Annotated in this window: 28 protein-coding genes; 8 read left to right on the top strand and 20 right to left on the bottom strand. The window is 62.9% G+C overall.

Going from position 1 to position 23,092, the window contains the following annotated elements:
- Positions 1-16: 16 nt before the first annotated feature.
- From AUK77_RS13815 to folE2, 10 genes are all read right to left on the bottom strand, one after another.
- Positions 17-199: a DUF1289 domain-containing protein gene (locus AUK77_RS13815; protein WP_296130583.1), complete on the bottom strand. Its 183-nt coding sequence runs from the start codon at positions 197-199 to the stop codon at positions 17-19.
- A 3-nt stretch (positions 200-202) separates the two neighbouring features.
- A complete protein-coding gene (locus AUK77_RS13810; protein WP_296130582.1) occupies positions 203-574 on the bottom strand; it encodes a hypothetical protein in 372 nt (123 codons plus the stop codon).
- Positions 575-681: 107 nt separating this feature from the next.
- The gene (gene thrS / locus AUK77_RS13805) at positions 682-2,607 is read right to left on the bottom strand and encodes a threonine--tRNA ligase (protein WP_296130580.1); all 1,926 of its coding nucleotides are present in this window, start codon (positions 2,605-2,607) and stop codon (positions 682-684) included.
- A 194-nt stretch (positions 2,608-2,801) separates the two neighbouring features.
- The gene (locus AUK77_RS13800; protein WP_296130578.1) at positions 2,802-4,142 is read right to left on the bottom strand and encodes a dihydroorotase; all 1,341 of its coding nucleotides are present in this window, start codon (positions 4,140-4,142) and stop codon (positions 2,802-2,804) included.
- The gene (gene yidD, locus AUK77_RS13795; RefSeq protein ID WP_296130577.1) at positions 4,135-4,380 is read right to left on the bottom strand and encodes a membrane protein insertion efficiency factor YidD; all 246 of its coding nucleotides are present in this window, start codon (positions 4,378-4,380) and stop codon (positions 4,135-4,137) included. The genes AUK77_RS13800 and yidD overlap by 8 nt, the downstream gene beginning before the upstream one ends.
- Entirely contained in the window at positions 4,377-4,784 is a 408-nt protein-coding gene (gene hisI / locus AUK77_RS13790) for a phosphoribosyl-AMP cyclohydrolase (RefSeq protein ID WP_296130575.1), read from the bottom strand. The genes yidD and hisI overlap by 4 nt, the downstream gene beginning before the upstream one ends.
- Positions 4,781-5,653: a metal ABC transporter substrate-binding protein gene (locus AUK77_RS13785; protein WP_296130574.1), complete on the bottom strand. Its 873-nt coding sequence runs from the start codon at positions 5,651-5,653 to the stop codon at positions 4,781-4,783. The genes hisI and AUK77_RS13785 overlap by 4 nt, the downstream gene beginning before the upstream one ends.
- Before the next feature lie 10 nt (positions 5,654-5,663).
- Complete coding sequence (locus AUK77_RS13780) at positions 5,664-6,485, bottom strand: metal ABC transporter permease (RefSeq protein WP_296130612.1); 822 nt, start codon at positions 6,483-6,485, stop codon at positions 5,664-5,666.
- A 41-nt stretch (positions 6,486-6,526) separates the two neighbouring features.
- Complete coding sequence (locus AUK77_RS13775; protein WP_296130572.1) at positions 6,527-7,198, bottom strand: ATP-binding cassette domain-containing protein; 672 nt, start codon at positions 7,196-7,198, stop codon at positions 6,527-6,529.
- Entirely contained in the window at positions 7,195-8,091 is an 897-nt protein-coding gene (folE2, locus tag AUK77_RS13770; protein ID WP_296130570.1) for a GTP cyclohydrolase FolE2, read from the bottom strand. The genes AUK77_RS13775 and folE2 overlap by 4 nt, the downstream gene beginning before the upstream one ends.
- A gap of 91 nt (positions 8,092-8,182) precedes the next feature.
- Between folE2 and dksA the strand changes: the two genes are divergently transcribed.
- From dksA to AUK77_RS13755, 3 genes are read left to right on the top strand one after another with little or no spacing between them, the layout of a single operon-like run.
- Positions 8,183-8,593, top strand: coding sequence for an RNA polymerase-binding protein DksA (gene dksA, locus AUK77_RS13765; RefSeq protein WP_296130610.1), 411 nt, complete (start codon positions 8,183-8,185; stop codon positions 8,591-8,593).
- Positions 8,594-8,607: 14 nt separating this feature from the next.
- Complete coding sequence (gene zigA / locus AUK77_RS13760; RefSeq protein WP_296130569.1) at positions 8,608-9,813, top strand: zinc metallochaperone GTPase ZigA; 1,206 nt, start codon at positions 8,608-8,610, stop codon at positions 9,811-9,813.
- A complete protein-coding gene (locus tag AUK77_RS13755; RefSeq protein WP_296130567.1) occupies positions 9,813-10,457 on the top strand; it encodes a DUF1826 domain-containing protein in 645 nt (214 codons plus the stop codon). Before zigA ends, AUK77_RS13755 begins: the two co-directional genes overlap by 1 nt.
- 237 nt (positions 10,458-10,694) lie before the next feature.
- On the opposite strand, the gene AUK77_RS13750 is transcribed toward AUK77_RS13755, so the two are convergent.
- Positions 10,695-11,048: an NADH:ubiquinone oxidoreductase gene (locus AUK77_RS13750; protein WP_296130565.1), complete on the bottom strand. Its 354-nt coding sequence runs from the start codon at positions 11,046-11,048 to the stop codon at positions 10,695-10,697.
- Positions 11,049-11,217: 169 nt separating this feature from the next.
- Between AUK77_RS13750 and AUK77_RS13745 the strand changes: the two genes are divergently transcribed.
- Positions 11,218-12,243 (top strand): CobW-like GTP-binding protein, encoded by a 1,026-nt coding sequence (locus AUK77_RS13745; protein ID WP_296130564.1) that lies wholly within the window; start codon positions 11,218-11,220, stop codon positions 12,241-12,243.
- On the opposite strand, the gene AUK77_RS13740 is transcribed toward AUK77_RS13745, so the two are convergent.
- Positions 12,175-12,534 (bottom strand): hypothetical protein, encoded by a 360-nt coding sequence (locus AUK77_RS13740; RefSeq protein ID WP_296130562.1) that lies wholly within the window; start codon positions 12,532-12,534, stop codon positions 12,175-12,177. The genes AUK77_RS13745 and AUK77_RS13740 overlap by 69 nt on opposite strands.
- Before the next feature lie 112 nt (positions 12,535-12,646).
- On the opposite strand from AUK77_RS13740, the gene AUK77_RS13735 reads away from it, so the two are divergent.
- A complete protein-coding gene (locus AUK77_RS13735; protein WP_296130560.1) occupies positions 12,647-13,531 on the top strand; it encodes an alpha/beta hydrolase in 885 nt (294 codons plus the stop codon).
- Here AUK77_RS13735 and AUK77_RS13730 read toward each other — a convergent pair.
- The 4 genes from AUK77_RS13730 to AUK77_RS13715 form a co-directional block, all read right to left on the bottom strand.
- Positions 13,528-13,914 (bottom strand): DUF3301 domain-containing protein, encoded by a 387-nt coding sequence (locus tag AUK77_RS13730; RefSeq protein ID WP_296130559.1) that lies wholly within the window; start codon positions 13,912-13,914, stop codon positions 13,528-13,530. The genes AUK77_RS13735 and AUK77_RS13730 overlap by 4 nt on opposite strands.
- Positions 13,911-14,396: an acyl-CoA thioesterase gene (locus AUK77_RS13725; protein WP_296130557.1), complete on the bottom strand. Its 486-nt coding sequence runs from the start codon at positions 14,394-14,396 to the stop codon at positions 13,911-13,913. The genes AUK77_RS13730 and AUK77_RS13725 overlap by 4 nt, the downstream gene beginning before the upstream one ends.
- A 96-nt stretch (positions 14,397-14,492) precedes the next feature.
- Positions 14,493-15,860, bottom strand: a complete 1,368-nt coding sequence (locus AUK77_RS13720) for a glutamine synthetase family protein (RefSeq protein WP_296130556.1) — start codon at positions 15,858-15,860, stop codon at positions 14,493-14,495.
- A 90-nt stretch (positions 15,861-15,950) separates the two neighbouring features.
- The gene (locus AUK77_RS13715) at positions 15,951-17,342 is read right to left on the bottom strand and encodes an aspartate aminotransferase family protein (RefSeq protein ID WP_296130555.1); all 1,392 of its coding nucleotides are present in this window, start codon (positions 17,340-17,342) and stop codon (positions 15,951-15,953) included.
- A gap of 122 nt (positions 17,343-17,464) precedes the next feature.
- Here AUK77_RS13715 and AUK77_RS13710 point away from each other — a divergent pair, with 122 nt between their 5' ends.
- Together AUK77_RS13710 and AUK77_RS13705 are read left to right on the top strand one after the other, a co-directional pair.
- The gene (locus tag AUK77_RS13710) at positions 17,465-18,235 is read left to right on the top strand and encodes an SDR family NAD(P)-dependent oxidoreductase (RefSeq protein WP_296130553.1); all 771 of its coding nucleotides are present in this window, start codon (positions 17,465-17,467) and stop codon (positions 18,233-18,235) included.
- A 210-nt stretch (positions 18,236-18,445) separates the two neighbouring features.
- Positions 18,446-19,099 carry a GntR family transcriptional regulator gene (locus tag AUK77_RS13705; protein WP_296130551.1) on the top strand — a complete coding sequence of 218 codons (654 nt, stop codon included), beginning with the start codon at positions 18,446-18,448 and terminating at the stop codon, positions 19,097-19,099.
- 20 nt (positions 19,100-19,119) lie between these two features.
- On the opposite strand, the gene AUK77_RS13700 is transcribed toward AUK77_RS13705, so the two are convergent.
- The gene (locus AUK77_RS13700; RefSeq protein ID WP_296130549.1) at positions 19,120-19,530 is read right to left on the bottom strand and encodes an SMI1/KNR4 family protein; all 411 of its coding nucleotides are present in this window, start codon (positions 19,528-19,530) and stop codon (positions 19,120-19,122) included.
- 199 nt (positions 19,531-19,729) lie between these two features.
- Between AUK77_RS13700 and AUK77_RS13695 the strand changes: the two genes are divergently transcribed.
- Positions 19,730-20,320, top strand: a complete 591-nt coding sequence (locus tag AUK77_RS13695; protein WP_296130547.1) for a hypothetical protein — start codon at positions 19,730-19,732, stop codon at positions 20,318-20,320.
- Positions 20,321-20,334: 14 nt separating this feature from the next.
- Here AUK77_RS13695 and AUK77_RS13690 read toward each other — a convergent pair whose 3' ends face one another.
- The 3 genes from AUK77_RS13690 to AUK77_RS13680 all read right to left on the bottom strand — a co-directional run bounded on the left by AUK77_RS13690 (position 20,335) and on the right by AUK77_RS13680 (position 23,018).
- Positions 20,335-20,703 carry a VOC family protein gene (locus tag AUK77_RS13690; RefSeq protein ID WP_296130546.1) on the bottom strand — a complete coding sequence of 123 codons (369 nt, stop codon included), beginning with the start codon at positions 20,701-20,703 and terminating at the stop codon, positions 20,335-20,337.
- A 176-nt stretch (positions 20,704-20,879) separates the two neighbouring features.
- Positions 20,880-21,728, bottom strand: coding sequence for a TIM44-like domain-containing protein (locus tag AUK77_RS13685; RefSeq protein WP_296130545.1), 849 nt, complete (start codon positions 21,726-21,728; stop codon positions 20,880-20,882).
- Positions 21,729-21,929: 201 nt separating this feature from the next.
- Positions 21,930-23,018, bottom strand: coding sequence for a TRAP transporter substrate-binding protein (locus AUK77_RS13680; protein WP_296130544.1), 1,089 nt, complete (start codon positions 23,016-23,018; stop codon positions 21,930-21,932).
- Between the last annotated feature and the right edge of the window lie 74 nt (positions 23,019-23,092).

The raw sequence follows: 23,092 nt of genomic DNA, 5'->3' as shown, positions 1-23,092 counted from the left end.
GGATTGCAGAACCCGCTCAGGATTTTTTCTTGCCCAGGCTTTTCAGGCGTTGGCTGGCGCGCTGCACGGTGGCCATCTTTTCCGGGCGTTTCATGCGCTTCCATTGTTTGATTTCGGCCTTGCTGCGCCCGCAGCTCAAGCACAGGTCGCCGCTCAGCAGGCAGAGCGAAATGCACGGGTTTTCAATTTCCTTGGCCATGGGTTAACGCTTGCCCGAACGCTGGCGCGTCAGGCGTTGTTGCCAGTTACCGCCGTCGGCCCGAAGGCACTGTTGTTCATTGTCGAGGCGGACATGGGCGGCCGGGTTTTCGAGTGAAACCTCGGCGACCTGCAAGGCAGCAGCGGTCAGTTGTTGCATCAGGCGCTCCTGGCCCTTGGCGATGGCGGCGTCTTGTTCCGCCTGGCTGGCGAACACCCAGATCACCCGCAGGCTGGCGGGGAAGCGCTGGTAGTCGACGTCATGGGTCAGCCACTGGAAGCCGACAATCTCGGCCTTGCCGGCTTCGCAGGCGTCGGTGAGGGTTGCGGCCAGCGTCCGTTCGATCTGGTTTTGCTCGCGCTTGGTCAGGCTCATGGAGTTCCTTGGTGGTCTGCGGTTGCCGTGCAGGATAACGCCTGGCCAACGGGTTTATGCAGGTTGCTAAACGGTGCACCGCCAGCAACCTGCCGAACAGCATGTGATTAGTCTGTCGCGTTCTGACCGGGCATGCGCGCCTCAGTGCGCAGCCGTTCGACCAGCTCAGCCAGCGTCAGGCTGCCGAGGTTATCGCCGGCGCGGCTGCGCAGGGTGACGCGGCCTTCGGCTTTTTCCTGTTCGCCGATGACCAGCAGGTAGGGCACTTTCTGCAGGGTGGCCTCGCGGATTTTGTAGCCGATTTTCTCGTTTCGCAGATCCACGCTGGCGCGCAGCCCGGCGCGCTTGAGGGCAGCGAGTACCTGGCGGGCGTAGTCGTTCTGCCCTTCGGAAATGGTCAGCACGGCCGCCTGCTGCGGGGCCAGCCACAGCGGGAACAGGCCGCTGTAGTGCTCGATGAGAATGCCAGTGAAGCGTTCCAGCGAGCCGAACAGGGCGCGGTGCAGCATCACCGGGCGTTCGCGTTCGCCCTGTTCGTTGACGTAGCTGATGTCGAAGCGCTCCGGCAGGTTGAGGTCCACCTGCAGGGTGCCGCACTGCCAGTCGCGGCCGATGGCATCGCGCAGCACGAATTCCAGCTTGGGCCCGTAGAACGCGCCTTCGCCGGGGTTGAGCTGGTAGTCGATGTTCATCCGTTGTAGCGCGCCGGACAGTGCGCCTTCCAGTTGATCCCAGGTTTCGTCGCTGCCGATGCGGTTGGTGGGGCGGGTGGAGAGTTTGACTGCCACCTCGTTGAAACCGAAGTCGCGGTAGATGGCGAACACCAGGGCGATGGTGTCGGCGCACTCTTGTTCCATCTGCGCGGCGGTGCAGAAGATGTGCGCGTCGTCCTGGGTGAAGTGGCGCACGCGCAGCAGGCCGTGCAGCGCGCCGGAGGGTTCGTAGCGGTGCACCTTGCCGAACTCGGCCATGCGCAGCGGCAGGTCGCGGTAGCTCTTCAGACCACGGGCGTAGAGCGCCACCGCGCCGGGGCAGTTCATTGGTTTGAGGGCGAACACGCGCTCGTCTTCGGTGGTGGTGGTGAACATGGCCTCGCGGTAGTTGAACCAGTGCCCGGAGGTTTCCCACAGGCTGCGGTCCATCACGTCCGGGGTGTTGACCTCGACATAGCCGGCGACGTCCTGCTGCTGGCGCATGTAGCCGATCAGCTGCTGGAACAGGGTCCAGCCCTTGGGGTGCCAGAACACCGAGCCGGGGGCGCAGTCGTCGAAGTGGAACAGGTCGAGCTGGGCGCCGAGCTTGCGGTGGTCGCGCTTACCGGCTTCTTCCAGACGGGTGAGGTAGGCCTTGAGTTCTTTCGGCGTGCCCCAGCAGGTGCCGTAGATGCGTTGTAACGCGGCATTCTTGGCATCACCGCGCCAGTAAGCGCCGGCCACTTTGGTCAGTTTGAAGGCGTGCAGCAGGCCGGTGCGCGGGATGTGCGGGCCACGGCACAGATCCTCGAAGTCGCCCTGGCGGTACAGCGACAGCACCTCGCCTGCGGGAATGTCGCGGATCAGCTCGGCCTTGTAATGCTCGCCCTGCGCCTCGAAATGGGCGATGGCGTCATCACGCGGCAGTTCGCGACGGCTGACCGGAAGATCGGCGGCGGCCAACTCGGTCATGCGCGCTTCGATGCGCTCGAGATCGTCCGGGGTAAAGGGCCGCTCGAAGGCAAAATCGTAAAAAAAGCCGTCTTCGATCACCGGGCCGATGGTCACCTGAGCGCTCGGGTACAGCTGCTTCACGGCCATGGCCAGCAGGTGCGCGCAGGAGTGGCGCAGCAGCTCCAGGCCCTCGGGGTCGCGCGCGGTGATCAGGCTGAGCTGGGCGTCGTGGTCGATCAAGGCGCTGGTGTCCACCAGGCGGCCATCCAGGCGGCCGGCCAGGGCGGCCTTGGCCAGGCCGGGGCCGATGTCGGCGGCGACGTCGGCCACGCTTAGCGGTTGGGCATACTGACGCTGGCTGCCATCGGGCAGGGTGATGCTGGGCATATCGGTTCTCTAATCAGGTTCGGTTAATCATGAAATTTGAAGAAATGTAGGGTGGGTTACGGCGCTTTGAGCATTGGTGTTGTTTGCATGATCGCGGTTCGCGCAATCCCCATGGATGGAGTGAATGCCGCAAGCCCGCCGGGAGCGGGCGCGGCCTAACCCACCCTACAAAAGCGCTCTTATTCAGTCGTCTGTCAGCCGCGCTGGTAGCGCAGCGGCAAGCCCTCGCAGTCGTCCTGCACCTGACCGTTGTGCCAGGCCAGTTGTCCGGAAACGATGGTGGTGCGCACGGCATGGCGGAAGGCGCGGCCCTGGAAGGGTGTCCAGCCGCAGTGCGCGAGCGTGGGGTCGGCTTCGACCGGGCGCGGTTCGGCCAGGCGCTCGATCAGGGTCAGGTCGGCCCAGTAGCCTTCGCGCAGGTAGCCGCGCTGCTCGATGGCAAAACGCTGCGCCACGGCATGGCTGGTTTTCTCGACCAAGGTGGTCAGGGGCAGCAGGCCGTCGGCCACCAGTTCCAGCAGCGAGGGCAGGGCGTGTTGCACCAGTGGCAGGCCGGACGGGGCTTGCAGGTAAGGGCGCTGCTTTTCTTCGAGGGTATGTGGCGCGTGGTCGGTGCCGATGATGTCCAGCCGGCCGCACAGCAGGGCCTGACGCAGGGCATCGCGGTCGGCTTGGGTTTTGATCGCCGGGTTGCATTTGATCAGGTGGCCGAGCGCCGCGTAGTCGCGGTCATCGAAGTACAGGTGGTGCGCGCAGACCTCGGCGGTGATCTGCTTGCCGGCCAGCGGGCCGGGTTGGAACAGGCTCAGTTCGCGGGCCGTGGTGATGTGCAGCACGTGCAACTGGGTGTCAAAGCGCTGCGCCAGGCTGACGGCGAGGCTGGAGGATTGGTAGCAGGCCTCGGCATCGCGGATCAGCGGATGCTGCTCGGCGGGAATCTGCTCGCCGTACTGCGCCTGCCACTGCTGTTCGCGTTCGCGGATGCGCGGCGTGTGTTCGCAGTGGGTGAGGATGATGGTCGGGCAATCGCGGAACAGCCGTTCCAGCGAGGGCAGGTCATCCACCAGCATGTTGCCGGTGCTGGCCCCCATAAACACTTTCACCGCGGCCACGCGGTTGGGGTCGAGCGCGGCGACGATGTCGAGGTTCTCGTGGCTGACGCCAAAGTGGAAGCCGAAGTTGGTTTTCGAGCAGTTGGCGGCGCGCCGCTCTTTGGCTTCCAACGCCTCCAGGTTAAGGGTCGGCGGGTTGGTGTTGGGCATGTCCATCACGCTGGTGATGCCGCCGGCCACCGCCGCCCTTGATTCCGTGGCAAAGCTGCCCTTGTGCGGCGCACCGGGGTCACGGAAGTGCACCTGATCGTCGATCATCCCCGGCAGCAGAAACTGCCCGGCGGCGTCGATCTCAACCTTGGCATTCACGCCGGTCAGGCTGCTGGCGATGGTCTCGATGCGGCCGTGGCGCACCAGCAGGTCGGCCTCGTATTCGCGGCCTTCGTTGATCAGGCGTGCGTTGCGGATCAGCAGGTCATTCATGGCGATGCTTCTCGTGACAGGGATGAGTGGGCGGCACCGGGTCGTAGCCGCCCGGATGCCAGGGGTGACAGCGCAACAAGCGGCGCAGGGCCAGCCAACTGCCGCGCAACGCGCCGTGGCGTTCCAGCGCTTCGACGGCGTAGTGCGAGCAACTGGGGTGGAAGCGACAGCGCGGCCCGAGCAACGGGCTGATCAGGTATTGATACAACCGCACCAGACCCAGCAGCAGGCGTTTCATTGCGGCACGCTGATCACGCTCACCCGTTTGTCGCGGATGGCGTTGTAAAAGCAGTTGGGTCGGCCGGTGTGGCAGGCCGGGCCTTGTTGCTCAACGAGCAGCAGCACGGCATCACCGTCGCAGTCCAGCCGCGCTTCGACCAGTCGTTGCCGGTGGCCGCTGGTTTCGCCCTTGCGCCACAACTGCTGGCGCGAGCGCGACCAGTAACAGACCTGGCCGCTGGCGAGGGTTTCTTCCAGCGCCGCGCGGTTCATCCAGGCCAGCATCAGCACCTCGCCGCTGTCGTATTGCTGGGCGATGGCGGCGATCAGGCCGTCCGCGTTCCAAGGGATGGCCTCCAGCACGGCGGCCAGCGGGCGGCTGTCGCCCAGCCCGGCCTGTTCCAGCTCAAGCCATAGGCTCATGGCTTGAGCGCGGCCAGCAGGGTGTCGAGGTTGTACTTGAACATGCCCAGGTAGGTGCTGGCTGGCCCCTCGCTGGCCAGGGCATCGGAGTAGAGCGTGCCGCCGACTTTGGCCCCGGCCTCGCTGGCGATTTGCTCGATCAGGCGCGGGTCGCGGATGTTTTCCACAAACACGGCTTTTACCCCGTCGGCGCGAATCTGCCGGATCAGCGCGGCCACGTCGGCAGCGGACGGTTCATCAGCCGTGCTCAAGCCCTGCGGTGCGACAAATCTCAGGCCGTAGGCCTGACCCAGGTAGGCGAAGGCGTCATGGCTGGTGATGATCGTGCGCTGCGCGGGCGGCAGTTGGCCCAGGCCGGTTTTGGCCTCGGCCAGCAGGCTGCGGATTTGTGCCAGGTAGGCATCACGACCGGCGCTGTAGTGCGCGGCGTTGTCCGGGTCGGCCTGGATCAGCGCCTTGGCGATGTTCTGTACGTAGATTTCGGCGTTGGCGAGGTTCTGCCAGGCATGCGGATCGGCGACCTGCTGGCCGTCTTCATCAAGCATCAATGGCAGCACGCCGCTACTTGCATCCAGCCGTGTGCCGGGCGCTTCGCTGCTGTCGATCAAGCGCGCCAGCCAGGGTTCAAAGCCCAGGCCGTTGGCGATGATCAGGTCGGCGGCGAATACGGCCTTGGCATCCTCAGCGCTGGGTTGATAGACATGCGCGTCAGCATCCGCACCCACCAGGTTGCGAAGTTCGAGCTTATCTCCGGCAATTTGCTGGGTAATGTCGGCCAAAATGCTAAAGCTGGTAACAACTTTGAGTTTCTCTTCAGCGTGGGCGAACAGGGCAAGACTTAAGGTCAGCAGGGCAATCAGGGTGCGCATGGTGGGTTCCTTAGGGTGCGTGAGATAAATGCGGAGGCCGACGCAGCAGGCCATTTAGCGGGCCAAATACGACGGAGCCGATGTAAGCGAAACCGGCGAGCAGCACGATGCACGGGCCGCTGGGCAGGTTGGCGTAGTAGGAGAGCAGCAGACCAAGCCAGACGCAGGTTGCGCCGGTCAGGGCGGCGAGCAGCAACATGCGCGGCAGGCGGCGGCTCCAGAAGCGTGCGGCTGCGGCGGGTAACATCATCAACCCGACCACCATCAGCGCGCCGATGGCCTGAAAGCCGACCACTAAATTGAGCACCACCAAACCCAGAAACAACCCATAGGCCAGCGGCCCGAAGCGACTGACTCCACCGAGAAACAGCGGGTCGAGGCTGTCCATCAGCAGCCAGCGGTATATCAGGGCGAGCAGCAACAAGCTGCCGATGGACACCAGCAACATGCCGTTCAGGGTGGGCGGGTCCACGGCCAGCACCGAGCCGAACAGCAGGTGCAGCAGGTCCAGCTTGTTCCCGGCCAGGCCCAGCAGCAACACGCCGCTGGCCAGCGAAATCGGGTAAATGGCGGCCAGGCTGGCGTCTTCACGCAGGCCGGTACGCCGTGTCACCCAAGCGGCGATTCCGGCCATGCCAAGGCCGGCGACCAGCCCGCCAAGCGTCAAGGCCGGCAGGCTCAGGCCGAACAGCCAGAAGCCCAGTGCCGCGCCGGGCAAGATGCCGTGGGCAATCGCATCGCCCATCAGGCTCAAACGACGCAACACCAGAAACACCCCCAGTGGCGCGGCACTGATCGCCAGCGCCACGCCGCCCAGCAACGCGCGGCGCATAAAGGCGAATTCGATAAAGGGCGTCCACAGCAGTTCCAGACTCACGCCACATGCTCCAGTGGCGAGCGTTGGCCCATCAGCTCGCGAATCGGCGCGAAGATGCAGCCGCTGCGCGACACCAGCAGGGCGTTGTCCAAGTGCTGGCTCATGTGACTGAGGGAATGGCTGACGACAATCTGTGTGCGGCCCTCTGCCTGCCAGCGGGCGATGTGCTGCCAGAGCAGGGCCAGACCGTGTTCATCCAGCGCGGCTTCTGGCTCGTCGAGCAACAGCACCTGCGCCTCGGTCAGGCTCAGGCGGGCGAGCAGGGCGCGCTGCAATTCACCGCCGGACAATGCGTGCAGGCTGTGCTGGTACAGCTCGCTCAGGCCCCAGTCGGCCAAAGCTTGCTCCAACCGCGCCTGACGGTGCGGGCGACTCAGGCGGCTGCGCCATAAACCGGCGCTGACCAGCTCCTGCAGGGTGATCGGGAATTGCCGGTCCAGTGCCTGCTGCTGCACCAGATAGGCCACGCCACCCAGGCGCGGCACGGCCAGTTCGATCTGCCCGCGCAAGGGCTGAACGATACCCGCGATAACCTTGAGCAGGCTGCTTTTGCCACAGCCGTTGCTGCCGATCACCCCGGTCAGGCTGGCGCGGGCCAGGTGCAGATTAAGCGGCGGAGTCAGCGGGTGACCCGCAGGGCCCCATTGCAGGTTGTGGCAGTGGATCATGCCAAGCTCCAGTTCCAACGGCTGACGGCAACCGCATCGTGGGCATGCAGGCTTTCTGCGTGCACCACGCGCAGGTGAAAGGCGCTGAAGGCCGGTTGTTCGCGCAAGGCGCTGTGCAGGCGGCGGGCAGCGTCTTCGCAGAACATCAGGTTTTGCCCGTTGGCCAGGGCAAAGGCCTGCTCATCGGCGCGCTTTACCGCCGTCTGCACGGCGGTGCCGAGGGCCTGTTCGGCGGCGTCGATCAGCTCAACGAGCGGCAATGCTGTACTGTCGGCGTGCAAGCGCACCTGCAAGGTGGCGTAGCTGCGCTGGCTGTGTGGCGTGGCGACGATGCCTTGGGGCGAACCAAGCCATTCCAGCACCTGTTCATGGCTGAGCGGCTGGTTGGCGAAGTCGTGAGCGAACTGCTGCTGAATCAACTGGCGGGCCAGCGCGGCTGAGCAGGGGCACGTCGAGGAATAGGCCACCTGTACCTGTAGTTCCACGTGAAACCCCCATGAATCCTGACGTGCACGCACTTCGAAGGGGTAGGACTTCCATCCGGACAATGGGCTGACCAGCGCTGGACGACTCAATAAGGCGTCGCCGTTGAGGGTCACGCTGGCTTCTTGCGACAGGCCTTCGTGGCTGTGCAAAAAATTGTTGAGCAACTGTTGCAGCACGGCCGGGGTCAGGGGTTGCGCTTCCAGCGCATGCAGCGCCAGGTACAACCGCGACATATGAATGCCACGGGCGCTGCCGTCATCCAGGCTTACGCCAGCGCTGGCGCGCGCATTGATGCGCTGGTCGGCCAGCAACACAGGCAGGGCAATGTCGCCCATGCCCACCCAGTCCAGGCGCTGTGCATGGTGGCTGGCCTGGCTGGCGATATCCGGCAGGGTGAGTGCATTCATCTGAAAATCCGAGGTGGCGGCGGGTGATAAATGTTATGTTATAACAATTAAAGCCGCATACCAGTGAATTCGCATCATGAGCACGACCCTGATTAGCCAAGAACAACTGCTGGCCCAGCCGGCAGACGACTACATGAACGACGCCCAGCAGCAGTTCTTCCGCGCACTGCTGTTGCAGCAGCGCAGCGAGTTACAGGCGCGCATCGCTGAGGAGTTCGAGGCCCTGCGTGAACGGGAAACCAGCAGCGACCCGGCCGATATCGGCAGCGCCGAGGAACAGCGGCAATGGCAACTGCGCCTGCTGGAGCGCGAGAAGAAGTTGCTCGACAAGATCGACGAAGCCCTCGACCGCCTGGCGCGCGGCGAATACGGCTGGTGCATTGAGACCGGCGAGCCCATCGGCCTTAAGCGCCTGTTGCTGCGCCCCACCGCCAGCCTGTGCATCGAAGCCAAAGAGCGTCAGGAACAACGCGAAAAACATCTGCGTAACACCGAACAATGATGGAGCCTGAAACCATGACCAAACACCTTCCCGTAACCGTGCTGTCCGGTTTTCTCGGTGCCGGTAAAAGCACCCTGCTCAACGCCATCCTGAAAAACCGTCAGGGTTTGAAAGTGGCGGTGATCGTCAACGATATGAGCGAAATCAACATCGATGGCAGCGAAGTTCAGCGCGATGTCAGCCTGAGCCGTGGCGAAGAAAAGCTCGTGGAAATGAGCAACGGTTGCATCTGCTGCACCCTGCGCGAAGACCTGCTGGAAGAAGTCGGCCGTTTGGCCCGTGATGGCCGCTTCGACTATTTACTGATCGAATCCACCGGGATCAGCGAGCCGCTGCCGGTGGCCGAGACGTTTACCTTCCGCGGCGAAGACGGCCAGAGCCTGGCCGATCTGGCCCGCCTGGACACCATGGTCACCGTGGTCGACGGGGTGAATTTCCTGCGCGATTTCCACGAGGCCGAGAGCCTGGCCAGCCGGGGCGAAACCTTGGGCGAGGATGATGAGCGTTCGATCACCGACCTGTTGATCGAGCAGGTGGAGTTCGCCGATGTGATCCTGATCAGCAAGATCGACCTGATCAGCAGCCACGAGCGCGAAGAGCTGATGGCCATCCTCAAGGGGCTCAACACCCACGCCGAGATCATCCCCATGGCCATGGGCGCGGTGCCGCTTAATAAAATCCTCAACACCGGCCGTTTCAATTTCGAGCGCGCGGCCCAAGCGCCGGGCTGGCTCAAAGAACTGCGCGGTGAGCACATTCCGGAAACCGAGGAATACGGCATTGCCTCCACGGCGTACCGCGCGCGGCGGCCGTTCCACCCGGAGCGCTTCTTCACCTTCATCAACCGTGAGTGGACCAATGGCCGCCTGCTGCGCAGCAAGGGCTTCTTCTGGCTGGCCAGCAAGTACCAGGAAGCCGGCAGCTGGTCCCAGGCCGGCGGCCTGATGCGCCATGGGTTTGCCGGGCGCTGGTGGCGGTTTGTGCCCAAGGCGCAGTGGCCGACCGACGACGAAGGGCTGCAGGCGATCATGAAAAACTGGGAGGCGCAGAGTGGCGATTGCCGCCAGGAACTGGTGTTCATCGGCCAGAACATCAACTTTGCACAACTGACCGCCGAGCTGGACGCCTGTCTGTTGAATGACGCTGAAATGGCTCAGGGCGTGGACGCTTGGTCGGCGCTGCCGGACCCGTTCGGCCCTTGGCACGAGGAGGCCGCCTGATGCTTGCGCCGGTTTTGCGTCAACCCTTGCAGCAGATCGCCAGCGAGCAGATTGATGTGTTCGGCGAGGTGCTGCGTGATCACATCAACCTGGCGCTTTGGCAACGTCAGCTGCCCGCGCAGATCAGCGATTTTGCCAACGCCCTGTTGGCTCAGGGCGAGCCGCTGGGGCAATCCATCGTGCTGGAGTTGGCCAGCCCGGAGAGCGAGCCGAACCTGAGCGGCCTGGTCGATGCCTACAGCGATTTGCCGGGGCAGGTGGCCTTTTTGCAGGATGTCAGCTGGCTGATCAGCGCCTTTGTCTGCCTGTTCGACGCCAAACGTATCGGCGTGCGCCTGCGCATTCTCGATAAAGCCATGTGCCCGCGTTTTCATGTTGACCACGTGCCGGTGCGGCTGATTACCAGCTACGCCGGGATCGGCAGCGAGTGGCTGGAAGAAGGCGTGATGGCGCGCCGCCGGTTGGGCGACCCCGCCGCTGAGCCCAGCGATCCGGCTCTTATCCAGCGCGCTGAGGCCGGGCATGTGCTGCTGGCCAAGGGCGAGAAATGGATCGGCAACGAGGGCGGCGGGCTGATTCACCGCTCGCCGCAACCGCCTGCCGGTGAGCGGCGGTTACTGCTGACCCTGGATTGGCTGGCCTGAATGTAAGTAAAAAAATAGGCTGCGATTAAAGCAGCCCGAAGCACCAGAAAAACCTGCCGGCGCGTGATCCGGCAGGAGGGGTGAGGTACCCAGGGTCACTAAAACACAGACCGGGTTACGCCTTGATGACGGTGCTTGGAAGACACAGGAGTCGTATTGCGACACGCATAATGTGTCGCTAGCTGTGGGAGGGGCTTTAGCCGCGACGGTACGGTTTAAACCGGGTTTAACAGCCGTCTAGTACGCCATCCACACGCCTTTGCTCTGCTTCTCGCAGAAAGGCTTTAGGTAAGCCGTATCGCTGGCAATGCCGTAATAGTGCACATCCTGCTTATACGGTGTGCCACCGACGGTAGCGTTGCGGCACACGCCAAAGGCGCCGGTGGGGCATTGTTCAACAAACTCCACCTCGACCTTCTGCCCCTGCAACTGCGGTTGGCAGAAACCGGTGCGGAACAGGGTGGGCGGGATGCTGCGGTTCTGCTGGCACACCTTCACATCCAGACGCTCGGCCTGACTGTGCACCACGCAGGCTTCACCCCAGGCCAGGCCGGACAACAGGTACAAGCTAAGCAGTAGAGCGACACGCATCGTTAAAGCCTCGAAAAACGGACCATGACCAAAAACAGACGAACCTTGTAGGAGCGGCCCAAGTTAATGGCATGTCAAAAATTGGCTGCAAACTCTAGCACGCAGCTTTTATTCAGTCTGCGCCATGCTCGGGGTTCTCTCCCGGCAGGCAAACACGCACCATAGGCCCATGCTCAACAATATCCCCACCCATGTGATTGCCGGGCCGCTCGGTGCCGGTAAAACCAGCCTGATCCGTCATCTGCTGGCGCAGCGCCCGGCGCATGAACGCTGGGCCGTGCTGATCAACGAGTTTGGCCTGGTTGGTCTGGACGCCGCCTTGTTAACCACCGATGACGACGGCATCGCCTTGGGTGAAGTGGCGGGCGGCTGCTTGTGCTGCGTCAACGGCGTGCCGTTTCAGGTTGGTCTCAGTCGCCTGCTGCGTCAGGCCAAACCCGATCGCCTGCTGATCGAGCCGTCCGGCCTCGGTCATCCTCTGGTGCTACTCGAACAGCTGCGCGAAATGCCCTGGGCCGGTGTGTTGGCGGTCCAGGTGCCGTTACTGGTGCTGGATTCTCAGGCCCTTGCTGCGGGTGAAGCGCTGCCGGAGAGTCAGCAGGCGACGCTTAGCCGCGCCGGTTTGTTACTGCTGAACAAGGCCGAAGGGCTGGATGAAGCAACCAAGGCGCGCATTCAGGCGCAGTTGCCCGCACGCCCGATCTACTGGACCAGCCAGGGCGCACTGCCGCTGGCGAAACTGCCCGGTTTTGCCGCGCAGGCCACTGACGGCGACAGTGCACTGAGCCTGCCCAACGCTGCTGCGCCCTTAGCCCATCTGTGGCGCAGCGTGAGTGAGCCGATCTGCCAGATTCAGCAACAGGCCGAAGGCTGGAGCATCGGCTGGCGCTGGCACCCCAGCCAGCAATTTGCGCCGGTGCAGGTGCAGCAATGGCTGAATAGCCTGTCTTGGCGGCGCGCCAAGCTGGTGCTGCACGGCCGCAAGGGCTGGCAGTCCGCCAATGCCCTGAACGGCCAGCCGTTGCAGTGGCAACCCAGCGAATGGCGTAAGGACTCGCGGCTGGAGCTGATCTTCAACGAGGCGCAGGATGTGCCGGCGTTGCAGGCGGGGTTGGCTGATTGTGCTCTAGCGCCCGATTGTTTCAGCCAGGCTGCCGACTATCAGGATCAGCAAGGCGATGGCGCTGATACGTAAGGCCAGTGTTGAGGTCAGCCACTGGAGTACTTGTTGTTTGGGGCCGGCGCGAAGAGATTGCCATTCCGGGTTGAATTGCGGATCGATGCGCAATGCAAACAGTCTGTCGCGGTACAGAAGGTGCCGAGCTCTGCTCATCTGGCTGTAAAGCGGCAGGCGAATGGCAAAGTGCTCCTTGCCATCAGCGGCGCGTCCCAGGGCCAGTACATGGCAGTTGACGCCTGCGCTGCTGAGTTTTTCTTGCAGGTGTTCAATAAAAGCTGCGTTGCAAGACTCTAGTAAAACAAACACGCTGACTCCTCCCTGAATGGTCTGACGTCAGCATGCCGGAGTCAGATAGAACTGACGAGTTCTATGACGATGCGGATAATCTCCCCCCAACGCGATCACGCAAGGCAAGCCCATGCACCTCCAACCCTGGTCCCATGACTGCTCAGCCGGCTTCACCCTGCGTGGCTGGCACACGCCGCCTTCGGGTAAACCCCTGCTGCACTTTCTGCACGGCAATGGCTATTGCGGGCGCGTTTATACGCCGCTGCTGCAACTGTTGGCTGAGGATTTCGACCTCTGGCTGTGTGATGTGCAGGGTCACGGTGACAGTGACCACGGCGGGCGTTTTCATGGCTGGAACCGTAGTGCGGAACTGGCGATTGAGGCGTTTGAGCAGGGGCGCGGTGTGTTTGGCAACGTGCCTTGCTTTGCTTTGGGCCACAGCTTTGGCGGAGTGTTGACCAGCCTGATGCTGGCTCAGCAACCGCAGCTGTTTCAGCGCGCAGTGCTGCTCGACCCGGTGCTGTTCAGCCCGGCGATGATCGGGGTGATGGCGCTGTCGGATGTGATGGGCCTGAGCCGGCGTACCACCTTGGCCAGCAAGGCGCTGAAACGCCGCAGCAACTGGCCAGACCGCGCTGCTGCCCATACTGCGCTGCATGGCCGTGGTATGTTCCGTGGCTGGACCGAAGAGGCGTTTACCGCCTATATCCAGCACGCCCTCAAGGACAGTGAAAAAGGCGTGGAGCTGAAATGCCGGCCCAGTCGCGAGGCCGATATTTTCAGCTCCTTCCCCAGGCGGCTGTGGCCGTCACTGGCCAAGGTCAGCACGCCGGTTAAGGTGTTTTACGGTGAGCGCAGCTATCCCTTTGTCGCCAGGTCTGTCGCGCGTTGGTGCGCCAGCAACGGCCATGTCAGCGCCCGTGTGTTGCCGGGAGGGCACTGCTTTATGCAGGAGCAGCCAGCGGACAGTGCGCAGCGTGTGGCTGAGTTTTTGTTGCAGCGTGAGCAGGCCTAGCGCCGCCAATCGTCGAGGCGAATAACCTTGGCATCGTGCTGCACGACCACCGGCTCAGGCTGGGTTTCCCGCACCGGATGGGGGGCCAGTTCAATGCGCCCAACCTGTTTGCCAAACAGGGTGATGCTGCCCGCGTGACGCTGCTCGCCGGTGACGGTGAACTCAAAGCTATACACCCGCGCCAAGCGCTTGCGCCCGCGAGCATCGGGCAGCATTGCAAGGCGGCGCAGGGCGACATTGCCATCGAGTAATTCCACATCGGCTTTGGTGCAGTGCTGCTTCACCTGCATCAAGGCGAACTCACGCAAACCATGGGCGTGCCACAGCCAAGCGCAGGCGGTGGCGAACAGCATCAGCAGAAATACATCGAAAAGCTCAATCATGGTGTTCCTTCGTTCAGCGCCTCGTAGCGCTTTTGCAGCTCGTGGCGGATTTCCCGGCGTTGCAGCGCCTGGCGCTGGCGGCGCAATTCATCAGGCGTTTGCGGATCAAGGGCGGGCACGGGAGCCGGACGACCCTGATCGTCCATGGCCACCATGCTAAAGAAACAACTGTTGGTGTGCCGCACCGAGCGCTCTCGGATATTTTCGGTGATGACCTTGATGCCCACTTCCATTGAAGTGCGCCCGGCGTAGTTGACCGAGGCGAGAAAGGTCACCAGTTCGCCGACATGAATGGGTTCGCGAAAAATCACCTGATCCACCGACAAGGTCACCACGTAACGCCCGGCAAATCGGCTGGCGCAGGCGTAGGCAACTTCATCGAGGTATTTGAGCAGGGTGCCGCCGTGGACATTGCCAGAGAAGTTGGCCATATCCGGGGTCATCAGTACCGTCATTGTCAGTTGGGCATTTCCGGCTTCCATGGCTCACTCCACAACAAAAGGGCGTGGCCAACCATAGCAGCTGCGCAAAAGCATTGCCCAGACCGGCTGTGGCAACCGGTCTGGGCGGGTGTCGCCTCAGGCGTGGGTCAGGTACCAGCGCCAGTCCTGCTCACCGACCTCGCCCATAAACTGGCGGAATTCGGCCCACTTGATCGCCAGGAACACCGTGAGGAAGTCCTCGCCCAAGGCTTCCTTGGCCCAGGCGGAGTTCTCCAGCGCGCGCAGGGCGGTCAGCCAGTCGGTCGGCAGGGTTTCGCGGGCCTGCTCGTAGCCGTTGCCGATGATTTCTTCGCCCGGATCGATCTGGTTCTGGATGCCGTGATGAATACCGGCCAGGATCGCCGCCGCCGCCAGATAGGGGTTGGCATCGGCGCCGCAGATGCGGTGCTCGACATGCCGGCTCTTGGCCGGGCCGCCCGGTACGCGGAACGACACGGTGCGGTTGTTCACGCCCCAGCTCTTGGCCAGCGGCGCGTAGCTGTTGGCCTGGAAGCGGCGGAACGAGTTGGCGTTGGGGCAGAAGATCGCCAGTGCATCATTCAGCGTGGCCATCATGCCGCCGATGGCGTGCTTGAGCAGCGGTGTGCCGTGCGGGTCTTCGGATGCCATCAGGTTGTTGCCGTTTTCATCCGCCAGGCTGACATGCATGTGCATCCCGCTGCCGGCCAAGTCGCCAAACGGCTTGGCCATAAAGCAGGCCTGCAGCCCGTGTTTGTTGGCCACGCCCTTGACCAGACGCTTGTAGCGCACGCCTTCATCAATGGCCTGCAGCGCGTCGAAGCGGTGCTCCAGGGTCAGTTCGACCTGGCCGGGTGCGTACTCAGAAATCGCCGTACGCACGGGCAAGCCCTGTACTTCACAGGCGGCGTAGAGGTCATCGAGGAACGGCTGCAGCTGTTCCAATTCATAGACGCCGTACACCTGCGGCGCTTGCGGGCGCACGCCATTGGTTTGCAGTGCCGGTTGCGGACGGCCGTTGGCGTCGCGCTGCTTATCCAGCAGGTAGAACTCCAACTCCACCGCCATCACCGGGTGGTAGCCGTCGGCCTTGAGCCGGTCGATGGCGCGTACCAGTACATGGCGTGGGTCGGCCGGGGCGGCGGGCATGCCCTGAGTCGGGTGCATGCTCACCTGCAGTTGCCCGGTGGGCGTGGCGCGCCAGGGTTGCAGGGTCAGGCTGCCGGGCAGCGGGTAGGTCCAGCAGTCGGCGTCGGCGACTTCCCAGACCAGGCCGCTTTCTTCCACGTCCTCGCCCTGGATGGTCAGCGCCAGTATCGAGCTAGGCAGCGGCCGGCCGTTCTCGTAGATGGCCAGCAGCTCGTCGCGGTGCAGCAGCTTGCCGCGCGGGATGCCATTGGCGTCGATCAGCATCAGCTCGATGCTGCGCACTTCGGGGTGGGCAGCGAGGAAATCGCGGGCTTCCTGGGGGGTGGCGAATTGCATGGTGGTTCTCACAGTGAGTCGTTGTCTTGTGGGAGGCGCTTTAGCGGCGATAGTCGCGGCTGAAGCCCCTCCCACAGGCTGATCGATGGGTTATTCGCGCGCGCCGGGGATGGCCAGCAACTCGGTCAGGGCCTGGTCGAGCATGGCGATCAGTGTGTCCACATCATCAGCCGATGTGCTCGGGCAACACAGGGTCATGTTGTGGAAAGGGGTGATCAGGATGCCGCGGTTGATCAGGTACAGGTGCAGGGCCATCTGCAGTTCGTCGTGGAACGCTGCTTCGGCCTCGGCGCCGGTCTTCGGTGACACCGGGCAGAACTGAAACTCACTGCGCGCGCCCAGTTCGGTCACCGACCACTTGAGGTCGTGCTTGCCGATCAGCGTGCGGAAGCCATCCGCCAGGCGCTTGGCCAGCGGCAGCATGTGGTCATAGGCGGCTTGCGTCATCACCTGTTCCAGGTTGGCGCGCATGCAATGCATGGCCAGGGCGTTGGCCGACAGCGTGGTGCCCATGCCGCTGTGACCGTGGCCATGGCTGCCTTCGCTGGCACGTTTGCGCGCAGCGGTCATGGCCTCGGCCATCGCCGCGCTGCAGCCGAAGATGCCGCACGGCACGCCGCCGGCAATCGGCTTGCCGACCACGAAGAAGTCTGGGTCGAGGTTCCACAGTTGGGTGCAGCCACCCATATTGGTGGAAATGGTGTGGGTCTCGTCGATGATCAGCAGCGCGCCGTACTTGCGGGTCAGCTCGCGGCATTTCTGCATAAAGCCCGGCTCGGGCAGGACCATGCCGATGTTGGTCATCGCCGGCTCGCAGAGCAGGGCGCAGACGTCGCCTTTCGCCAGCGCGGCTTCGAGTGCAGCCACGTCGTTGAACGGGATCGAGCGGCTGTGCTGGGTCAGGTCATAGGCCTGGCCGACCAAACCGCTGCGCGGCACGGTTTCGCCGTCGATGCAGCGCACCATCACGTCGTCCACCGTGCCGTGGTAGCAGCCATCGAACACCAGCAGGGTTTTGCGTTGGGTGATCGCGCGGGCCCAGCGCAGCACATAGCGGTTCGAATCGGTGGCGGTGGCGGTGACCTGCCAGAACGGCAGGCCGAAGCGTGCGGCCAGCAACTCGCCGCAGACCACCGCGTCTTCGCCCGGCAGCATGGTAGTCAGGCCGTTGTTGCCTTGTTCGGCGATGGCCTTGGCGATCGGATCCGGGGAGTGGCCGAACATGGTGCCGGTGTCGCCCAGACAGAAATCGATGTACTCATGACCGTCCACATCATAGAAGCGCGCATCCTTGGCCCGCTCGACAAACAGCGGCACCGGGGTCGACCAGTCGGCCATCCAGTGCATCGGCACGCCGCCGTACAGCGAGTGGCGCGCACGTTCGGCCAGGGCCACGGATTTTGGATTGCGCGCGATAAATCGCTCGCGCTCACGCTGGGCGAAGGTTTCTACGGCGGATGGGTGGATACCACTGGCAGTCATGTTGAACACCTCGTTCGAATATCTGCACATGCTATTTTGTGATCACAGAAAACTCAAGCTTTGGTTTGATTCGGCTTTATTGCTAGATTAACGCTACATTTGTGATCACAGGACGTTATGAAATGGTCTTCCAACAGCAGGTAGCCCTGATCAGCGGCGCAGGCAGTGAGTCGGGTATCGGCCTGGCCATCGCCCGCCGCTTGGGTCAGCAAGGTGCGCGCGTGCTGCTCACCGCCAGCAGCGCCCGTGTTGAAGAGCGTGCCGCTGAGCTGTGCGCCCAAGGTATTGAAGCACGCGGCCGCGCCGCTGACCTCACCGATGAGCAGCAGGTCGGCGAATTGCTCGACTGGGCGCAGGCGCAGTGGGGCCAGATCGACATTCTGGTGAACAACGCCGGCATGGCCATGCAAGGCAGCCCGGAGCCCTTCGCCGAACTGGCGGACATGGACCTGGCCACCTGGAACCTCTCCATTGCGCGCAACCTCGGCACTGCTTTTCTGCTCACGCGCGCGGTGCTGCCGGGCATGCGTGCGCGCGGCTACGGGCGCATCGTCAATATCAGCTCGACCACCGGCACCCGTGGCAGCAACCCTGGCGAAGCGGCCTACAGTGCGGCTAAGGCCGGCATGCTTGGCCTGTCCATGGGCTTGGCGCTGGAAGTGGCCAAGCAGGGCATTACGGTTAACAGCGTGGCGCCGGGGTGGATCGCCACCGGCTCCAGTACCGAAGAAGAACGCCACGCGGCTGCTTACACGCCGATGCGTCGCGCCGGGCGACCCGAAGAAGTTGCTGCCGCCGTCGCCTTTCTTGCTTCGCCGGAGGCCAGCTATATCACCGGCGAGGTGCTGGTTGTGGATGGTGGCAACTGCCTGATCGAGAACAAGGCCCCCTGAGCGCTTCTGCGTCGGTCAGGCGTTGTTGCAGGGATACTTGAAAATGCTCATTGACTGCAGTCAACTCCGCTTTTCAAGCACCCCTGCGCCTAGCCAGCCTCTAGCAGAGCCACTCAGACCATTTTCTAAACATCGGAGAACTTCATGCATAACTGCTCGCTAACCCTCGCCCAACTCCCCGCGCCGCCGGTACAAGGACGCCGCTGAACCATGGCCGACAATCTGCAGGAACACCTTTACCAACGTATTCGGGAAGGCTTGCTGGCGGGGCGTTTCCAGCCCGGCGAGCGTTTGAAAATCCGCGACTTGGCCGCCGAGTGGGGCACCAGCCCAATGCCGGTGCGGGCTGCGCTGCAGCGGTTGGTTGCCGAAGGCGCGCTGGAAGGCGAACCGCAGCGCTCGGTGCGCGTGCCGCCAATGACCCGCGAACGCTATGAGCACATCTTTCAGGTGCGCATGGGCCTCGAAGGCCTGGCGGTCGAACTGGCCACCCCGCGCCTGAGCGCCGATGATCTGGCCGTGTTGCGTGACTGCGTGGCGCGCATGGATCAGGCCATCGAAGAACGGCAGATCACCGCCTACCTGGATGCCAACAGCCAGTTTCACCTGCACCTCTACAGCGCTTGCGGCAACCCTGTGCTGGTGCGCAGCATTGAAACGTTGTGGCTGCAGATCGGGCCCTTCTTTAATCGCTTGTTTACCGGCGCGGACCTGTCACTACGCCTCAACGACTTCCACGAAGACGCCTTTGCCGCCTTCGCCAACGGCGACGCCAAAGCCGCCCGCCTGGCGATTGAGCAAGACCTGCAGTACTTCGCCCGCTTCCTGCTCAACCTGCTCGATTTGGAACAGCGCCCGCGTTAACGCGGGCGCGGGTGCACGGCTCAGCTCTCCAGCCAGACGTCGCGCACCCAGTGCCAGACCGATTCCCAGGTTTCGTCTTCGTTGATCTCGCCGGTTTCGGCTTCCCACAGCAGCACGGTGCCGTCTTCTTCGACCACGTAGTAGTTGCCATGGTCTTCGCACAGCGGCACGTACTCGCGTGGTACGCCGAGTGACCAGGCGGTGGCGGCAACTTCCGGCAGGTAGGTGTGCGATTGCGGATCGCTGGCGGTGACGGGCTCCAGGCGGCCGTAGACCACATCGCTGACCTGCAGCAGGTATTCACGCAGGCCAAAGGGCAGGTGGATCAGGATCTCTTCCTGAATCTCCACTAAGGTTTCTTCATCGGGGAGTTCCAGCGGGACGGGCACCGGCTCGTTGAGTTCGCGCAACTGTTCGATGACTTCTTCCACGGTGTAGGCCTCATGGGTGACGGGTAATACGGGAGCGTCTTATACCGTAGAACAGGTTTTGGGGCATCGTGGATACGTGTTTAAGGCCTGTGGAGTTGCGCGGTTATGCAGGTGTGGCCTGATGCCAAGCAGGAAGCTGGCAAAGTGCTATCGTTGTACATGATGTGTCAATTTTTGAGCGTCATAAAACGGTCTTCCTATGAAAAGCCAAGCGCAAGAGTCAGATGACGGTGTGCTCAGCGAAGAGGAGCGGTTACAACTCCTGACCAAGGCGGGTCAGCGCAATCGCTTGTTTATCCTGGCCTTGGCCGGGGTGTTGGGCACGTTGATGTTGGTCTCGGTCGGCCTGAACATTCACAACCTGTTCAGTGCGGGCGATGAACCGCGTATCGAGGCACTGGAGAAGCAGGTTAAGCGGCTGGAAGAGCAGCTTAAGGTGCAGCAGAGTGCGCTGAATAATCAGGAGGAGTTGCTGGCCAGCCAGCAAGCGTCACAGCTCACCGGGCTGTTTGAGCGGGCGGAAAACCCCAACAGCATCGTCCAGGTCAGCCAGGTGCTGCGCGCGCAGGAGCGCGACTACCAGCAGGTGATGAATGGGTTGAAGGCAGGCATGCGTGATTTGGCCAATATGCTGCCGGGCTCGCGCAGTTGGTTGGCTGATTACAACGAAATGATCGACCGCGCCCTGCTCAACAGCCGCAAGCGCAGTGAGGAAATTGAGGCCTGGCGCGACAAGGCCCAGCAAGCTGCGCCGGCAGCCAAGCCGCCGGGCAGTGCCAATCCGGGGTGAGGCGGGGTGGGCTTTTAGCCCATGTGGAAGAACGCCAGCTTGTTGCCGTCCAGATCGCGGAAGTAGGCCCCGTAGAAGCCGGGCATGCGCTCGCCCGGTTGACCTTCGCAGGTCGCGCCCAATTCGAGGGCTTTGGCGTAGAGTTTGTCGACACCTTCACGCGAGCCGCCGGGCAGGGCGATCATGTTGCCGTTGCCAGGAGTGGCCGCCTGTTTATCGAACGGCAGGCACACACCCAGCATGGGCTGACCTTTACCGGCCCCGTAAAAGGCCGCGCGGCCCACATCCATCACGATTTTTGCACCCATCTCAGCCAGTAACGCGGTGTAGAAAGCCTTGGCTTTTTCCAGGTCATTGGTGCCGACCATGCTGTATCCGATCATGCTGCTGTCCTCGTCAGAGTGGTTCTGGGAAAGGTGCAGTGTGCGTCATCAGGCGGGTAAAGGGTATGCAGGTCTTTCGTCCTGTCTGGCCCGTTTGGCCTCTATTTCGGTCGCTTTGAGTGCGCTTAAAAACACAAAACCCGGGCAAGCCCGGGTTTTTTGATGAAGCTGATGCATCAGCCGTTCTGGCGGATACCGGCTACCAGCCACGGCTGGTTATCACCGGCCTGACGCTCAAGGCGCCAGCTCTCACTGAAGGCTTCACCTTGATCAAAGCGCGAAGTTTTGGCGACGCCAGTAAAGGTCAGGGTGGCGATGGTCTTGTCGCTGTGGTCATCGACGCCGTCGAGTTGCACATCAAGGTCATCGACATAAGTGGACTGGAAGCCTTCACCCAGATCGGCACGCTCACGGCTGAGGAACTCCAGCAGCTGCGGGGTGACGAACTCGGCAATCTTGTCCATTTCGTTGGCGTCCCAGTGCTGTTGCAGGCTGAGGAAGTGCTCACGGCCAGCGCTGACAAAGCTCTGCTCGTTGAACCAGGCCGGAGCATTGATCACGGGCTTGATTGCAGCACTGGCAGCATTGCCGCCGAAGATCGAGCTAGGGGCAGCCTGGGTCGGCATTTCACGCTGATACGGCGCGCCACCGGCGGCAGCTGGCTGGGCCTGGCGACGACGGGCAGCGAGGAAGCGGAACAGCAGGAAGGCGATCAGGCCGAAGATCAGCATGTCCATGATCTGCAGGCCTTCAAAGCCGCCACCCATGAACATGGCTGCCAGCAGGCCGCCTGCAGCCAGACCGGCCAGCGGGCCCATCCACTTCGATGCGCCGCTGGCGGCGGCAGGTTGACGGCCAGCAGCCGGAGCGGCGGCTTGTTGTTGGGTCGGCGCTTGACGAGCCTGATGGCTGGGCGCGGAACCAAAGGATTTGCCGCTGCCCATGCGCTTGGCTTCGGCGTCGAAACTCATGGTAAGCCCCAGGCTAAGGCACATGGCCAGGGCGATGCTAAGGAAACGCTGCATGGTGGGCTGTCTCTTGGTTGATGGATCTACGCGCGCATCTTGCCCGGCGCACGCGTGGCTGGCTAGGCATAGAGTGTTTCCGACTTTTGCCCGCCGCGCGGTTGCGCAGTGATGCTGGGGCGTGGCGCGTGAATGGTGGATCGGCAATGCGCCGCTGAGCGGGTCAGGCTCAGGCGGCGCGAGAGGGTGCAAGGCGTGCGCTTAACGCCAGTCGTACAGCTCTTTTTCCGAGAGCTTGTGCATCTGGCTAACCTGCGCTTGGAAGGCCTGCATCGACGCCCAGATGCGGCCGTTGAGTTCACTCTGTGCGGCCAGTTCGCCCAGCACGACCTCGGATTCGCGCTGCATGGCGCTGAGCACTTCATCCGGGAAGCGCTTGAGCAAGGTGCCCGATTGCTTCAACTGATCCAGCGCCAGGGCGTTGTGGTAGACGTAATCGTCGAGCATGTCCTGATTGGCGGCGCGTGTGGCTTCAGTGAGGATTGCCTGTAAATCAGCCGGCAGGCTGTCCAGCGCCTTTTGGTTGATCAGCAGTTCCAGCACTGCCTGTGGCTCCTGCCAGCCGGGGAAGTAGTAGTACTTGGCTGCCTTGTGCAAGCCGAAGGCCTGATCGTTGAACGGGCTGACCCAGTCGGTGGCATCGATGGCGCTGGTCTGCAGGGCGGTGAAGATCTCACCGCCGGGCAGGTTGACGGTGGTGGCACCGAGTCGGCTGAGCACTTCGCCGCCCAGGCCCGGCATGCGGATTTTCAAGCCTTTGAGGTCGTCGAGGCTGTTGATTTCCTTGTTATACCAACCGCCCATCTGCATGCCTGTGTTGCCCACCGCCAGCGGCTTCACGCCGAAGGGTGCGTAGGCTTCATCCCACAAGGCCTGACCACCACCCTTGCTCAGCCAGGCATTCATTTCGCTGGTGGACAGGCCAAACGGCACGGCGGTAAAGAACTGCGCCGCCGGCACCTTGCCCTTCCAGTAATACGCTGCGCCATGGCCCAGTTCGGCGGTGCCGCGTGACACGGCATCGAACACCTCAAGCGGTGGCACCAACTCGCCGCCGGCATAGACCTTAATCGTCAGGCGGCCATTGCTCATGGTCGCCACTCGCTCGGACAAGCGCTCGGCGGCGGTGCCCAAACCGGGGAAGTTCTTCGGCCAGGCGGTGACCATCTTCCAGTGGTAGGTCTGCGCCGGCTCTGCGCTGGCTTGCGGGGCGGCGGGTTCTTCCTTGCAGCCAGCCAGCCCGAAGGCGGCGAGCAGGGCGCTGGCGAGCAGCAGAGGACGGCGAATCATGTGAGCTCCTTATTGTTTGAATGGACGATCAATCACGCTGGACACCTTGAAGGAGCGGCCCATGGCCGCGACAG

Source organism: Pseudomonas sp. Ga0074129 (genome assembly GCA_001465025.1).
In the GTDB taxonomy this organism is placed as follows: Bacteria; Pseudomonadota; Gammaproteobacteria; order Pseudomonadales; family Pseudomonadaceae; genus Aquipseudomonas.
Note: the sequence above shows the minus strand (reverse complement) of the source record. Positions and strands in the feature narration are given on the sequence as shown.

Bases quoted from the DNA above. Each gene is read 5' to 3' on its own strand.
- AUK77_RS13695 (WP_296130547.1), top strand. From the start codon at position 19,730: ATGAAAAGCCAAGCGCAAGAGTCAGATGACGGTGTGCTCAGCGAAGAG.
- AUK77_RS13720 (WP_296130556.1), bottom strand. From the start codon at position 15,860: ATGCAATTCGCCACCCCCCAGGAAGCCCGCGATTTCCTCGCTGCCCAC.
- AUK77_RS13745 (WP_296130564.1), top strand. From the start codon at position 11,218: ATGCTCAACAATATCCCCACCCATGTGATTGCCGGGCCGCTCGGTGCC.
- AUK77_RS13750 (WP_296130565.1), bottom strand. From the start codon at position 11,048: ATGCGTGTCGCTCTACTGCTTAGCTTGTACCTGTTGTCCGGCCTGGCC.
- AUK77_RS13815 (WP_296130583.1), bottom strand. From the start codon at position 199: ATGGCCAAGGAAATTGAAAACCCGTGCATTTCGCTCTGCCTGCTGAGC.
- AUK77_RS13810 (WP_296130582.1), bottom strand. From the start codon at position 574: ATGAGCCTGACCAAGCGCGAGCAAAACCAGATCGAACGGACGCTGGCC.
- AUK77_RS13755 (WP_296130567.1), top strand. From the start codon at position 9,813: ATGCTTGCGCCGGTTTTGCGTCAACCCTTGCAGCAGATCGCCAGCGAG.
- AUK77_RS13785 (WP_296130574.1), bottom strand. From the start codon at position 5,653: ATGCGCACCCTGATTGCCCTGCTGACCTTAAGTCTTGCCCTGTTCGCC.
- AUK77_RS13800 (WP_296130578.1), bottom strand. From the start codon at position 4,142: ATGAATGACCTGCTGATCCGCAACGCACGCCTGATCAACGAAGGCCGC.
- AUK77_RS13715 (WP_296130555.1), bottom strand. From the start codon at position 17,342: ATGACTGCCAGTGGTATCCACCCATCCGCCGTAGAAACCTTCGCCCAG.
- AUK77_RS13730 (WP_296130559.1), bottom strand. From the start codon at position 13,914: ATGATTGAGCTTTTCGATGTATTTCTGCTGATGCTGTTCGCCACCGCC.
- AUK77_RS13710 (WP_296130553.1), top strand. From the start codon at position 17,465: ATGGTCTTCCAACAGCAGGTAGCCCTGATCAGCGGCGCAGGCAGTGAG.
- AUK77_RS13775 (WP_296130572.1), bottom strand. From the start codon at position 7,198: ATGATCCACTGCCACAACCTGCAATGGGGCCCTGCGGGTCACCCGCTG.
- AUK77_RS13685 (WP_296130545.1), bottom strand. From the start codon at position 21,728: ATGCAGCGTTTCCTTAGCATCGCCCTGGCCATGTGCCTTAGCCTGGGG.
- folE2 (WP_296130570.1), bottom strand. From the start codon at position 8,091: ATGAATGCACTCACCCTGCCGGATATCGCCAGCCAGGCCAGCCACCAT.
- zigA (WP_296130569.1), top strand. From the start codon at position 8,608: ATGACCAAACACCTTCCCGTAACCGTGCTGTCCGGTTTTCTCGGTGCC.
- AUK77_RS13735 (WP_296130560.1), top strand. From the start codon at position 12,647: ATGCACCTCCAACCCTGGTCCCATGACTGCTCAGCCGGCTTCACCCTG.
- AUK77_RS13780 (WP_296130612.1), bottom strand. From the start codon at position 6,485: ATGCGCCGCGCGTTGCTGGGCGGCGTGGCGCTGGCGATCAGTGCCGCG.
- AUK77_RS13680 (WP_296130544.1), bottom strand. From the start codon at position 23,018: ATGATTCGCCGTCCTCTGCTGCTCGCCAGCGCCCTGCTCGCCGCCTTC.
- AUK77_RS13725 (WP_296130557.1), bottom strand. From the start codon at position 14,396: ATGGAAGCCGGAAATGCCCAACTGACAATGACGGTACTGATGACCCCG.
- thrS (WP_296130580.1), bottom strand. From the start codon at position 2,607: ATGCCCAGCATCACCCTGCCCGATGGCAGCCAGCGTCAGTATGCCCAA.
- AUK77_RS13705 (WP_296130551.1), top strand. From the start codon at position 18,446: ATGGCCGACAATCTGCAGGAACACCTTTACCAACGTATTCGGGAAGGC.
- hisI (WP_296130575.1), bottom strand. From the start codon at position 4,784: ATGAGCCTATGGCTTGAGCTGGAACAGGCCGGGCTGGGCGACAGCCGC.
- yidD (WP_296130577.1), bottom strand. From the start codon at position 4,380: ATGAAACGCCTGCTGCTGGGTCTGGTGCGGTTGTATCAATACCTGATC.
- AUK77_RS13690 (WP_296130546.1), bottom strand. From the start codon at position 20,703: ATGATCGGATACAGCATGGTCGGCACCAATGACCTGGAAAAAGCCAAG.